Annotated in this window: 15 protein-coding genes and 2 pseudogenes; 14 read left to right on the top strand and 3 right to left on the bottom strand. The window is 43.1% G+C overall.

Annotated features, from left to right (window positions below):
- The first annotated feature begins 369 nt into the window (after positions 1 to 369).
- Entirely contained in the window at positions 370 to 1449 is a 1080-nt protein-coding gene (gene psbA / locus B9T16_RS18920; RefSeq protein ID WP_014276244.1) for a photosystem II q(b) protein, read from the top strand.
- 60 nt (positions 1450 to 1509) lie between these two features.
- Here the strand turns inward: psbA and B9T16_RS18915 are convergent, their stop codons facing one another.
- On the bottom strand, positions 1510 to 2070 hold the full coding sequence (locus B9T16_RS18915; protein ID WP_410245480.1) for a Uma2 family endonuclease: 561 nt from the start codon (positions 2068 to 2070) through the stop codon (positions 1510 to 1512).
- A 465-nt stretch (positions 2071 to 2535) separates the two neighbouring features.
- A pseudogene (locus B9T16_RS18910) lies at positions 2536 to 3495 on the bottom strand (NB-ARC domain-containing protein); the annotation flags it as partial.
- 352 nt (positions 3496 to 3847) lie between these two features.
- Between B9T16_RS18910 and B9T16_RS18905 the strand changes: the two are divergent.
- From B9T16_RS18905 to B9T16_RS18850, 12 genes are all read left to right on the top strand, one after another.
- Positions 3848 to 4078, top strand: coding sequence for a hypothetical protein (locus B9T16_RS18905; protein WP_006617344.1), 231 nt, complete (start codon positions 3848 to 3850; stop codon positions 4076 to 4078).
- Between the two features lie 222 nt (positions 4079 to 4300).
- Positions 4301 to 4984, top strand: coding sequence for a radical SAM protein (locus tag B9T16_RS18900; protein ID WP_410245479.1), 684 nt, complete (start codon positions 4301 to 4303; stop codon positions 4982 to 4984).
- A 61-nt stretch (positions 4985 to 5045) separates the two neighbouring features.
- On the top strand, positions 5046 to 5534 hold the full coding sequence (locus B9T16_RS18895) for an SPASM domain-containing protein (protein WP_410245478.1): 489 nt from the start codon (positions 5046 to 5048) through the stop codon (positions 5532 to 5534).
- 75 nt (positions 5535 to 5609) lie between these two features.
- Positions 5610 to 6872, top strand: coding sequence for a radical SAM protein (locus B9T16_RS18890; RefSeq protein ID WP_410245477.1), 1263 nt, complete (start codon positions 5610 to 5612; stop codon positions 6870 to 6872).
- A 15-nt stretch (positions 6873 to 6887) separates the two neighbouring features.
- Positions 6888 to 7745 carry a hypothetical protein gene (locus B9T16_RS18885; protein WP_410245476.1) on the top strand — a complete coding sequence of 286 codons (858 nt, stop codon included), beginning with the start codon at positions 6888 to 6890 and terminating at the stop codon, positions 7743 to 7745.
- An 8-nt stretch (positions 7746 to 7753) separates the two neighbouring features.
- A complete protein-coding gene (locus B9T16_RS18880; protein ID WP_410245475.1) occupies positions 7754 to 8929 on the top strand; it encodes a hypothetical protein in 1176 nt (391 codons plus the stop codon).
- An 84-nt stretch (positions 8930 to 9013) separates the two neighbouring features.
- Positions 9014 to 9895 carry a hypothetical protein gene (locus B9T16_RS18875; RefSeq protein ID WP_410245474.1) on the top strand — a complete coding sequence of 294 codons (882 nt, stop codon included), beginning with the start codon at positions 9014 to 9016 and terminating at the stop codon, positions 9893 to 9895.
- Between the two features lie 5 nt (positions 9896 to 9900).
- Positions 9901 to 10593, top strand: coding sequence for a 2OG-Fe(II) oxygenase (locus tag B9T16_RS18870; RefSeq protein WP_006617338.1), 693 nt, complete (start codon positions 9901 to 9903; stop codon positions 10591 to 10593).
- A complete protein-coding gene (locus B9T16_RS18865) occupies positions 10593 to 11237 on the top strand; it encodes a hypothetical protein (RefSeq protein WP_410245473.1) in 645 nt (214 codons plus the stop codon). Before B9T16_RS18870 ends, B9T16_RS18865 begins: the two co-directional genes overlap by 1 nt.
- 95 nt (positions 11238 to 11332) lie before the next feature.
- Positions 11333 to 11416, top strand: a complete 84-nt coding sequence (locus B9T16_RS18860; protein WP_006617336.1) for a DUF2442 domain-containing protein — start codon at positions 11333 to 11335, stop codon at positions 11414 to 11416.
- Complete coding sequence (locus tag B9T16_RS18855) at positions 11413 to 11523, top strand: DUF2442 domain-containing protein (protein ID WP_350308537.1); 111 nt, start codon at positions 11413 to 11415, stop codon at positions 11521 to 11523. The genes B9T16_RS18860 and B9T16_RS18855 overlap by 4 nt, the downstream gene beginning before the upstream one ends.
- A gap of 123 nt (positions 11524 to 11646) precedes the next feature.
- Complete coding sequence (locus B9T16_RS18850; RefSeq protein ID WP_006617335.1) at positions 11647 to 11811, top strand: UPF0175 family protein; 165 nt, start codon at positions 11647 to 11649, stop codon at positions 11809 to 11811.
- Positions 11812 to 11886: 75 nt separating this feature from the next.
- On the opposite strand, the gene B9T16_RS18845 is transcribed toward B9T16_RS18850, so the two are convergent.
- Positions 11887 to 12627, bottom strand: coding sequence for a Uma2 family endonuclease (locus B9T16_RS18845; RefSeq protein ID WP_410245472.1), 741 nt, complete (start codon positions 12625 to 12627; stop codon positions 11887 to 11889).
- A 229-nt stretch (positions 12628 to 12856) separates the two neighbouring features.
- Between B9T16_RS18845 and B9T16_RS18840 the strand changes: the two are divergent.
- Positions 12857 to 13129, top strand: a pseudogene (locus B9T16_RS18840) (photosystem II q(b) protein); the annotation flags it as partial.

The following is a 13129-nucleotide window of genomic DNA, read 5'->3' as shown; positions in this document are numbered from 1 at the left end:
AAAGGCTCTCCATCATCAAAAATCAAATCTGTGGGCGGCATGGGGGGTTCCCATTCCGTTTCCGTAGCAGTTTCGGGGCTAGTATTGGCAGTGAGTTCAACTGACATTTTCGGTTCCCCCCTCTCTCGTGTTTCTCAGTTGTTGATGATTATATCCCAAGCCGCCCATAGTCGCCTGGAACCACAGGCTCTCTCAGGGTTCGACTCCTTATGGTTCAATTAATGATAAGCCCTACTTATGACAGCCATTAAAATAAATGTGGCTCAACCCCTTTACAAACCTTAACAGAGTGTGTCATATTATAAACACGGTAGAAAAACAACTGCCGGATAAGTACCTCGAAAACTCAATAAAGCAATCATATCCAACATGACTACTACCATTCAGCAGCGCGAGAGCGCCAACGCCTGGGAACGGTTCTGTAGCTGGGTAACATCCACCAACAACCGCCTCTATGTAGGCTGGTTCGGTGTTCTGATGATCCCTACCCTACTAACTGCTACCATCTGCTACATCATCGCTTTTGTAGCTGCTCCTCCCGTTGACATTGACGGTATCCGCGAACCCGTAGCTGGTTCTCTGTTGTACGGAAACAACATCATCTCTGGTGCGGTTGTTCCTTCTTCCAATGCGATCGGTCTGCACTTCTACCCTATTTGGGAAGCAGCCAGCTTGGATGAGTGGCTCTACAACGGTGGCCCCTACCAGTTGGTAATTTTCCACTTCCTGATCGGTGTATTTTGCTACATGGGTCGTGAGTGGGAACTGTCCTACCGCTTGGGAATGCGTCCTTGGATCTGCGTAGCTTACAGCGCACCTGTTGCCGCTGCTAGTGCAGTATTCTTGATCTACCCCATCGGACAAGGTTCTTTCTCCGACGGTATGCCTCTGGGTATCTCTGGAACCTTCAACTTCATGTTGGTATTCCAAGCAGAACACAACATCCTGATGCACCCCTTCCATATGCTGGGAGTTGCCGGTGTCTTCGGTGGTGCTTTGTTCTCCGCGATGCACGGTTCTTTGGTAACTTCTTCCTTGGTGCGTGAAACCACCGAAATCGAATCTCAAAACTACGGTTACAAATTCGGTCAAGAAGAAGAAACTTACAACATTGTGGCAGCTCACGGTTACTTCGGTCGCCTGATTTTCCAATATGCTTCTTTCAACAACAGCCGTTCCCTGCACTTCTTCTTGGGTGCTTGGCCGGTAATCGGCATCTGGTTCACCGCTTTAGGTGTATCCACCATGGCCTTTAACCTGAACGGTTTCAACTTCAACCAGTCCGTAATGGACTCGAGCGGTCGGGTAATCAATACCTGGGCTGATGTCATCAACCGGGCTAACCTGGGTATGGAAGTAATGCACGAGCGCAACGCTCACAACTTCCCCTTAGATTTAGCTTCTGCTGAGTCTGAGCCTGTAGCTTTGGTTGCACCTCAAATCGGCTAATTTATAGCTTCGATTCAATCAAGCGCCTCCCACACGGGGGGCGCTTTTTCGTGCTTMAATTTACTGACCCACATTCAAGACATCTTCATAAATTTGCGCCACGGTCACAGTTAGCCCCACAGATTCCCAGGTTAACTSATTRTCTTYTCCTAAGATTTGAACTGTCCAACTCCCCGGAGTCTCTTGACGATAGACTTCCACTTGCATAACATCTTGAGAGACTAAAACATATTCCTTCAAAGTTTCTAAGGTTTGGTAGTTCATTAATTTTTCTCGTCGGTCAGTGCTTTCGGTACTTTCTGACAGCACTTCAATAATTAAGTTAGGTTGTGTTTTGAAGTATCGGTGATTATCTTCGGGGTTACAAGTCACGAGTAAGTCAGGGTAATAAAAAATATCGTCTTGAACTTTTACTTTCATATCAGACATGAATACCCGACAGGAACTCCCCCGCAGATGAGAACGTAATAAGGTAYAAAGATTAACGGCAATGAGATTGTGTTCTTCACTAGCACCCGCCATAGCAAACACATAACCGCCCATATACTCATGGCGAATGGTGCTTTCGGCTTCAGCGATGATATAGTCTTCAACGGTAAACAGGGGTAAAGGCGATCGCATTTTAGGGATTCTCCTAGTTTTTCTATTTCAACTATTCTAACTTAGCTTAAATTTAAGATACTGTTGCCAAATCGGATGCAGTTGAAACATTCCTCGCTCTCCCTCTGATATTTTTTCTAGCAACCCCCGTCTAACTAAAGATTGGATGGCTGACCATAATTCAGATTGGCATAATTCAGGATTAGTGGGTTGTTCAAAAAGGGCGATCGCTTGATTTTTTCGGAAACCAGAAATCACCTGTTGTTCTAAKTMYGATAATCGTTCTAAMTGAGATTCTAAAATTGGTTCTAAGTCACCTAAAAAGATATCCTCGCTGTAGCTTAAAAATAGGGAAACGCTACCATCAAATAGTTCGACTATGGTTGAGGCGATGATATTTAACCAGGTAGGATGTCCTTGATAGAGGTTGATTAATTCCGGCCATTTGTCGGAGTCGGTTAATTGGTGCGATCGCAAAATTTTCTCAGCATCGGCTGATAATCCTTTTAGGTGTAACGTGCGGGTGGAGTGTTTTTCSGCTTCTAAGGTAGCAATTGCTCTAGGTTTTTCCCAACTGATGAGAATCACGCAACTTTGATGATGGTTTTTGGCAATTTGCCGAAAAAATGTCCGGTATTCTTTATAGTCTGTCAAGTATTCTCCCGCTAATTCACCGCTTTTAAAAAGATTGTGTAGGTCATCCAATATGACTAAACAACGGGAGTGACGCAAATAATCAATTATTGTGGGCAATGAAGGCTGTTGGGACTGGGCAAAAAATTGTTGAAGTTGGTTTTTTAAGGAGGACAGAGTAGGGCGATCGCTCAAACTTCGCCACATCATATAGTCAAATTCAGTTTTTATTTGTTCTATGAGTTGGCGTGTTAATAGGCTTTTGCCAATGCCACTTAATCCATAGATGGTAATTAGGCGGGTATGGTCTTTTAATATCCACTGTTTTAGGGTAGTTAGTTCGGAAGTACGGCTATAAAATTCAGTCAGGTCTGGTGCGTCGGTTAAGTCGATAATCGGTGAAGAATCTTGAGGTGTGGGAGAATGAGAAGAAGAGAGATCGGAGGGCGATCGGTGTTGAGTATCTTTAATAGTTTGGATAAACTGACCAACAATGTTAATATCAATTTCTTGTAATACACAATTGCCACACTGGGAAATTTCAGAAACCCTATGTTTTTTATCTATCTTGGAACGAAAATTATATTTATTCAGGTCTTCCCCTAATTCATCCCGCAGCTTATCCCATAACTTAGCGGCTTCTTTCTTAACGTGAGATTCACGACAATTATTATATTCTTTAGCAATTTGAGCATATTTTTTTCCTGACCACACACCCTTGAGTATGGCTTCCTCTATAGGCTTGAGAGGTTCGCCGGTTTTCTCAAGGATCAGCTTTTCAGCCCACTCTAACACTTCTTCAATATTTTTCATCAGTAAAAATACAGAGACTTAATCTTAAAGCAAGAACTATATACCACCAAATCCTACTTTGTCAATCACCGGGAACCCAATCCCACTAAATCCTACTAATTTTTTTTTCAGGGTACTGGGGAAAATTGGGTACTAAATACTACTTTCCAGAGTTGATTACTTTCGCTGATTGATATAGATTAAGATAGTATAGAAGCCGTACAATAGTAATTTACACCTGTTGAAAACTATTCCGCTAAAAAACCACTAGCTGCAATAGGTGGATTTTATTGTCATGTTCTATCGGATATCCTACGTTGTGTGAAACATCGCGTAGGAAATATTCTAAGTTTACGGAAATAGGGCTAAAGCCATGTCTCAAAATACTGTTAATCCCGTTCTAGATTTGTCTCAGCCTCAATCGGAGGAATTAGAAAGCACTCAGCCGCAAGAATCGGTATCCAGCACCCTACCTTCACAGGAAGAGTTTTTTAGTTTGATTGATGACGAGCGGAAGTTGACTCAGGATCATGTCCTTCCCTCAGAAGGCGAAAGTACCGTTCCTGGATATTACGTTTATCACAAATACAATAAGGGTACTTAGACAGCGCCAGTTCTTTTGAGTTAAGGATAGCAAATCTGCAATTAGAGATTAGATTGATATCTACAACTCAGAATAACTGCTCGATCGCCTCTCGGACAAATAGCCCCATCCCTCTGCAAATAAAATTTCTTCTATTAGATTCCTTCTACTAGACTAAACTCGTTTTGTTTGAGAGGCCAAAAAACTCGCCGTGAGTTTGGATAACCTAACGGAAGCGCCAAGATGAAAACTTTACCTGACAACACGGTTAGCAGTAGTTATTCCGCCATCAATCGTTCGTGGGTCAGTCTCCGAAACGTTCACGAACTTCATATCGAGCTAACTAATGTCTGCAATTTACATTGCAGCTATTGCTATGCCGAAGTAAAAACTCCAGGAAAAGAAGTTCCTTTATTTGATATCGATACTTTCGCGATCGCCATAGAACGAATCGCTGAGTATTCGCGAAAATCTCATATTGAACTAATCTTTCACGGTGGAGAACCATTGCTTCAAAGCGATCAATGGTACGATAGAGCCTGCACTTTAGCCGTCAAAATCCTGGGAGACAAGGGCAAAACAGTAGACTTTGGTTTGCAAAGTAATTTAACATTACTAAATGACGAGCATATTGATGTATTTGCGCGTCATGGAGTTAAGATTGGGACATCCATAGACGGCCCAGAAGCTGTACACAATCAGGTGAGAGGTGGCTTCAAAAAGACGATTCATAACTTAAAGCGGTTGCGGGAGAGAGGTATTTTTTCAGGGGCGATCGCCGTTATTCATCTTCACAATTGGACATTAGTTCCCCCAAATTTACGAAACTTTCTACCAACTAGGAATTACAGCTTTTCACCTGAATATTGCCTCGGCAGTGGGACACGGAGTTGGTGCCACACCTTTAACCGAGGAGCAAATATTTAGAGTTCTTAAAGATAACTTAGATAGTCTCATTCGCTATGAGGGGTCAATTGTAGAGACGCGAATGTTAGCCAAAATCCAGCGTCATCTAGCTGCACCTTCTGCTAAAGAATTTCTGGATCAGTTAAGGTGTGATAATCCCTTTTGCCATGCTGGAATTAACATGATTGTTGTTAAGGAAACTGGCGAAGTTTATCCTTGTGGTTGTGCTGGTTCTAGCGGAAATGTCCAAAGTTACTTACTAGGAAACATACTCGATCCAGATGGGTTCGATCCAGATGAATGGAAGCAGAAATTACATGGCTTTCATGGGAAGACAGATAAATATGAAAAAGATTGTCGGACTTGTCCCGCGAAATTTGTTTGCGAACATGGTTGTCCAGCATTTGATTTGAACGATTCGGAAACTCCAGAAAATCATTGTGGCGCAACTAAGCGATTTGAACGTTATCTTCGCACCTTGCCTTTAGAGGCGATCGAGCAAGTAGCACAGATGAGTCCCCAAATGGCTAAAAGTAAAAAGGCTGCTGACATCATGACTAACTGGCAATAGGGTCTAAACGCAGTAACTTTTCGCCCCAAAATTAACATCTCAAAAAATCAAAAACATCAATTTTAGGTAGATTCCATGAATTTGATTGTTATTGACAAGTGTAGCAATTACTGTGCTTACTGTTTTACCTCCACCGAAATGGGTAAGTCAGGAAAAAAGACAGCTTTAACTCGTGAAGGTATCGAGCGGGTTGTGCAGTTTATCAGTCGCAGTGGTCCTAATTTTCGTCTGAATATTATCGGAGGTGAACCTTTTTTATATAAAGACCTGGTTTATCTCTTAGAAAAGTCGATGGCTGAACCTGCTTTGGGTGATGCCACTATTTTTACGGGAGGTATCTGCAATAGCAATGAAATTCTCAAACTGAAACCCTATCGCGATCGCCTTAGCCTGCTAGTTAATCTCAACGAACGTCGGGATTATCGCCGAAACACTGAATACGAGTTAGTCTTGCACAACATTGATGTTGCTCTTAACCTGGGCATTCCTGTTAACATCGGCTTCAATATTTGGCGTCAGGATTTCAACTATCAAGAAATTTTAGATGTGTGTGAATCCTTTGGCATTGAATACTTGCGCTGGACAGTTGCCTATCCAGAACTGAACCCATCGCCGGAAGTCCAAGTATTGAGTCCATCGGAGTATCACGCTGTAGCCCCAAGAATAGCTGAATTTCTGGAAGCAGCCTACTGGCAACACATTCAAGTCTATCTCGATTGTCCGCTACCTAAGTGCTTTTTCACTTCCGAACAACTGGGTCGAATTCAGTTAACACAGCCCAAAAGTGCTGCCTTTCGTTCTTGTGGCCCGGTTATTGATGTGAACCCAGCCCTAGAAGTTTTTCGGTGTTATGCGTTATCCGATCTGGAACGAACCCAACTGACAGATTTCGATAACTTCTCGGAATTAATGGCTTATTACAAACGGGTCATTGATGAAAAATACGATCGCCCGCAAGTTTACGATCGCTGTGATACCTGCGAATTTGCCGAAGACCGTTCCTGTTACGGTGGCTGTATGGCTAATAGCGCTGAATCGATCGGCGGACGGGAATCCCAAGAAACACTGCTCAAAATAGCATACCAAGCCATCCAGCAAGGGCGAGGTCAAGAGGCAGAGGTCGCACTCAAAAAAGTCTTTCGCAAAGATGCGGGTGTTTCGTTACTTTGGGCGCACCGCTGGAATATTGATGGGGATATTTCCCAAGCGAAAGTTTTTGCTCGCCAAGCGGTCAATCGCAGCCGTACAGTCCAAATGCGTGAAATGGCGACAACTTTGTTGCAGCAACTTTCCGCAAGCGGACATAAACAGAAGCGGGAATTGCTCAACCAGCCCTAACTCATAGAAATTAAAATGCAAATCAAAGTTGGCAATATCGAGTATAACTTGCCTGATGAGGGGGGGATGGCTGCGGCTATTTTAAAGTTGATTAACACTGAAGAACAACGAGTTTTAACTATTCGCAAATGTGGAGTCAAAGCCGAGGAGTACATTCTGATTCATCTGGTGAGAATGTATATTCTGCGGTGGGTGCTGCCCGTGATTGAAATAGAACACAGTGGATGCCTGGATGTCAGTCTTGTACCAGAGATGCAAAAGCGTTTCTGGCTTTGTATGTTTGGGCGATCGGTGGATGACCTCCACGATCGAGATAGTGCTTTTTTTTCCGTGTCTGATTCAATTCTGTTAACAGCAATTTATAGTAGTCTGCTCAATTTTCAACCATCCACAGCAGAGGGAAAGGATCTGCTTAAGCGAACGGCCAAATCTCTGTCTCCTTGGCAAGATGAACTGACCGCAGCTAGTCTAACAATGGAGTTGATTGGCCAGGATTTATGCCACAGAGTTGCTTATTTTTTATCCTCACCATCCGTTGGCGATCGGGCGGCTAAACTTGTGCAATCTTATATAGGAGTTTTGCTAGGAAGGTGTGACCTTGATGACTGTCTTGCTGATGGGGCAACAGGATTACAGTCCACAGCAATTAGTCGATCCCTGCATCAAAGTGTGGCCGACCCAGAAGGAAAAATACACCTAAATTCTCAATTGTTGGAATGGTATCTGTCCACAGAAAAAATGATTCGTCAAGAGGCAGATTTTCTGATGATTAATTTGGAGAAATTTGGTGCTAACTATGCAGCCAGCGTCGTCAAAGATACATTTCGACAGTCGCCATTTAATTGGATGCCAGCCATTAATCATCCCCGATAAATTTACCCATGATTACCATCCGCAATCCCATACATATTCAGACCAACGATGAGGTTAAATCATCACTCGATCGCATTCAGTATTTTTTGAGTGCCGACGCAGTTATTCCGTGCCAACCAGGGATAAAAATTGACGATATCTTTCTAGTCGGGCCGCGTCATAACCAAACGATAACCACTGTATTAAAGCAGCTTGGTTGCCCAAAGAAAGAAAACATTTCTGCTGACACAAATATCTTAGCTTGGGGAGTCTGGATGCCTCGGTCATCAAAGCAATTAGATGCTCCTGTAGTTCAGATTTTCCGTTTGGTAGCAGGATTAGGCGATCGCCCAGTTTTGATTTCAGATAATCAACTAGAGCCGGGAGAGCTAATTGTGGTAACAGAAGATTGTCATTCTTTTGTCACCTTACGTCCCTACCAGGGAGAAGATTTGCCACCAGACATACAGTGGTTCGCTTGGGTCGGTAATCGCCAAAATCCACTCCAAGAAAAAAGCACACCTTCAGTGACTAAAAGCCGGATCGCTGAACCCTTGACATCTTCAGTTAATCCAGGCCCTGTAATAAGTGCATCATCTCCTTGGTTGACGGACTCTAGCCCTAATGTTCAATTTAATTTAACTCCCGAAACACCATCCTTTCAACTAACGCCCATGCTGCCTCCAGAAGAATTCGAGGCACTGGCAAAAGCAATGACATTAGCGCCTTGGACTCGAAGAATTGGAGATATTTACAGCCAAGATAGTTTGGATATTGCGGTTTGGAGTCAAACCTGTGGCTGTCCCGAAATTGTTAAAACGCTGATGCAGCGTCTTCAAAAGCCGGAAATGGTAGAACAAATAACTCGCTTGACCGGGGTGTCTGTAACGGCTCAAAGAGAGATATTTTCCTATCGCCTTCGAGAAGGAGAACGAATTCTCAACCATGCGGATGGAACTTGTAACGGGCAATTGATAGTAAGAATTAACTGGTTGCTGCAAGTACCTGGATCGCCCCTCCGTAAGTGGGATTTTCGCTTTTGGCACCCGGATCGTCCAGAGAAACCCCCGATTGTTTACCCTTCTTTGCCGAACCAGGCTGTGATTTTTTTGATGGGAAAAGATACGCCCCATGATATCACACCCATTCCTAAAAACTCTGGCGTTAGAACCAATATTATTATGACATTTGGACACAGAAAGTAAAAATATCACAATTAATATATGACAAAAGCTATTGACAATAGTAGTAAATAAGTTAACCCCCCTTGTAATTACAGCAAAGAATCCATGATTTACACTTTATTAGATTTTCTGTTAAACGGATTAAAATCCCAATGGCATAATGTGAATTTTTGGGGGATAGCCATCACAGCTTTAGGCACCTTTTTCACAATCCTGTTTTACTGGCAACAAAATTACAGAGCGCTTTCTTTTGAGGTGATATCTTCTGAACCTCTTCCGAAAAGTAGCCCGGTCAAAAATCAAGACATTAAAGTAGGAGACATTCAAATCATTAATGGTGGCGTATTAATTGTTATTCTGCGTAACTCAGGTAATCAACGGATTAAACCAGAAGACTGCAAGTCACAAGTAGAATGGCCGATTCATTTGAGTGGCTTTGATAAAAGCAATGCTCGCGTGATTTTAGCTTATGCAGAAACCAATGATGGGGAGGAAATAAAAGTTCAAATTACCAAAGATAAAAATCAATGGCTAAATATTGAAATTAATAAAAATAAGTTAGATTTAGAGCCAGGAGATTATGTCATAGTCAGAATTTTAGTGGACTGCCCCGAAAAATATCAAATATATAACTTGAGAGAAACCATTGAAGTAAGTCAGCTTAAGATAGCAGGACTGCCTAAAAAGCTTTCACCCAGTAGCTATACAAGCTGGCTAAAAGTGGTGGTTGAATTAAGCATTTTACTCATGTTGTGCTGGCCACCCTCGGCAACTCAAATTTTAATTGATACAACAAATTTAAATAGCCTGCAACTGTCCGGGCAACGTCTTTACTTATCGGGTACGGGTTGGTGGGGCATCACTTGCAGTTATTTATTATTCTTCTTGCCTATATTAATTCTATTAGACTTAAGTAAGAAAGGTTTTTGGGGCTGGTATTTAGTCAAGATGATGATTGGTAAATTCAAAAAACAGATTCAGATTTAATTAAAATGAATATCAAAAAAAGGCAAGATATAATGGAAAATATATTGCACGATAGTCTCATAGAAGCTTTAGAGGCAAAATTAACCGCATTTATGTCGGCAAAGCCATATCCTCACTGTGCAGGAAATCAATTAGTTGGAAAACACATAGACTGTTTTGAGGCAGCGATAAAAACAGTACCTATGCGTCGCCATTTGGCAGACTTTTACTCTCAATACGATGCCGTATTGTCTCCTGAAATAGCCGGGAATAATTCGGTAATTCAAGCGCTAATTGCTGCACCTAAGTGCCAAGATGTCCTTGAAATTGCTTCTATTTTGGCGGGGAGTCGCTGTACCGAGAGTCTGGTAGTAATTCACTATCTGGGCGATCGCGATGAAATTGAAATTCATAATGATGCAAATGACCACGGGGAGAAACTACGTTTGTGCTGGATGCTGGGCGAGAGAAACTTTTCAGGTGGCGAATTTTGCATTCACCCTAACGCCAAAGAAATGCCGATTAAGCGCATTCCTCACCAGCGAGATAGCTGGGTTTTATTCCGAATCGGCAATAACTCCTACCATTCTGTAAGTCAGGTGCATTCTGCCACCAAAACTGAGGGTCGGTGGACTGTTATTTTCACTTGGGGTGCCCGCACAGAATCCCTGAACTTGAATCATTGTGATAACAATAAATTATTGGAGGAATATGTGTAATGAGTCAATATATGTTTGAACTTCAAAATTTATTTCCGGGCAGTGAAACTGAACTGCGTTCCCAATTTGAGTCTGCTCTTCCTTATCCTCATGCTGTGCTGCCCAATGCTATGAATATAGAGTTTGTTCAGCAACTTTTCGATGCACTTAACGCTTTACCTTTTCGATGGCTGCGAGTGAAAGAAGCATTTTATGAACACGAAGTTTGTAACCTTTTAACTGTAGCTTCGATTTTCGGCGGTGTATTTAACGACCTAGTACAAACTTTACAAGAACCTACCTTAGTCACCCGTCTTTGCAATTTTGTGGGTTCTCCCCCAGCTACCCTTGTTAGTTTGACTGGACACCGACTCTATGATGGAGATAAAATTGGCACTCATAGCGATCAAAACCCCTTCGGTGAGACTTTTCGCTTACTTTTATTTCCCGATCCAAAACCTCAATTTTCGGGAGGTGTGCTGTTACTACAGGAACAAATTGAGGGTAAAATGATAACGCGATCGCAAGTTTCATATCTTCCTTTCCAAGTCTACTTATTTCGATTTAGCCCTCACTCTCACCATGCTGTAACCCCGGTACAAGTGCATAACACCGGAGCCAATAGATTAACAATACTAGCTACTTATGGAACTCAGTCTGTGTAAAATAATTTTTGGAGGCATGGTATGAATAGGACAATTCAGACTGATATTCGAGGAAAAAATGTCTGATATATGAAGATAATTTTATTGTTTAATTAATGAATGAACGAACTATTACCGTTCCTTTAGCTTGGTTTCCTCGACTATTAAAAGCTACTCCCGAACAGTTAGAAAATAGGTGATTTTTGGCGGCGGTTCTGGGATTCCTTGGGAAGAAATTGATGAGGATCTTAGTACCGAAGGATTATTACGCGGTTCTCCCGCGCCTCGGAAGAAAACGCGATTATAAGACAAGAAACCCGGTTTCTTTAACAAACCAGGTTCTGCGTTTCTGGACAATTTCCAGGCTGAAAAGACAAGCCAGATCGCCTCCAGAGGAGTTTCTCCCATTTCAGGTTTCCCGGTTCCAGATTTGGCGGCTATCTATTGGTATCAAAAAAGTAAAATTCCTCACGACCAAGCCGTGCAAATAGCTGGTTTAAATCGTCGCGACTTGCTGAAGGCTTTAACCCGCGAAAAAGTAGATATATTTGCGATCGACTTTAATCACCTACAAAGGGAGCTTGAGCGTGAGTAATTCCTGGTATGGTTGCTGCTCAAGGGGGAACTATATCTATAAGTATTTAAGGTAGATGTTGCGCGATCGCCTCTTTTATAGTTCCTCTGGATCTAAACCGAGCGATCGCAACCTTTGCGCCAGACGTTCAGCCCGTTGTTCGGCCGCTTCGGCTCGTTGTTGGGCGGCCTCTTCGGGTAACAAGACTAAATTACCTTCCGTATCATAAAACCGCAGCCAAATTGCCTCCTCCCGGTCAATCGTTCCCGACCAAGTTCCCAGCCAAAAGCCCAAGGTATCACACCATAGCCATCCGCGAGCGTTCGGCTCTAAAAGCTGATAACCTTCCGAACTATGCAAATGCCATCCTTGAAAAGCATTGGCTTCAAAGGGGTCAAATACAAAGTAATCTGGTGTCCGAAATGTCCGCTGATACAGATCCTTTTTCTTCCCTTTATCGACTCTGGCGGTACTCGGCGACATCAACTCCACAATGACATCTGGGTAGCGTCCTTCTTCCTGCCATACTACCCAACCCTGTCGCTCCTTAGTACCATCTACATCTAACACGGCAAAGAAATCTGGGCCGCGAAAATCTCGGTTCCTAGCCTGTTCGCTGCTATAGTAAATAAACATATTCCCGCCTGTGTAGAAATCATGGCGATCGCTCCAAGCCTGTTGCAATGACCGGATCAGGACGTTCATGGCAATGCGGTGACGGTTACTTTCCAAAGGCTCTCCATCATCAAAAATCAAATCTGTGGGCGGCATGGGGGGTTCCCATTCCGTTTCCGTAGCAGTTTCGGGGCTAGTATTGGCAGTGAGTTCAACTGACATTTTCGGTTCCCCCCTCTCTCGTGTTTCTCAGTTGCTGACGATTATATCCCAAGCCGCCCTAAGCCGCCTGAGACCACAGCCATGATAAGCCCTAGTTATGACAGTCATTAAAATAAATGTGGCTCAACCCCTTTACAAACCTTAACAGAGTGTGTCATATTATAGACACGGTAGAAAAACAACTGCCGGATAAGTACCTCGAAAACTCAATAAAGCAATCATATCCAACATGACTACTACCATTCAGCAGCGCGAGAGCGCCAACGCTTGGGAACGGTTCTGTAGCTGGGTAACATCCACCAACAACCGCCTTTATGTAGGCTGGTTCGGTGTTCTGATGATCCCTACCCTACTAACTGCTACCATCTGCTACATCATCGCTTTTGTAGCTGCTCCTCCCGTTGACATTGACGGTATCCGCGAACCCGTAGCTGGTTCTCTGTTGTACGGAAACAACATCATCTCTGGTGCGGTTGTTCCTTCTTCCAATGCGATCGGTCTG

The sequence above is a fragment of the Arthrospira sp. PCC 8006 genome (genome assembly GCF_046480465.1).
GTDB classification, from domain to species: Bacteria; Cyanobacteriota; Cyanobacteriia; order Cyanobacteriales; family Microcoleaceae; genus Limnospira; species Limnospira platensis.
This window is presented reverse-complemented; position numbering and strand designations above follow the sequence as displayed.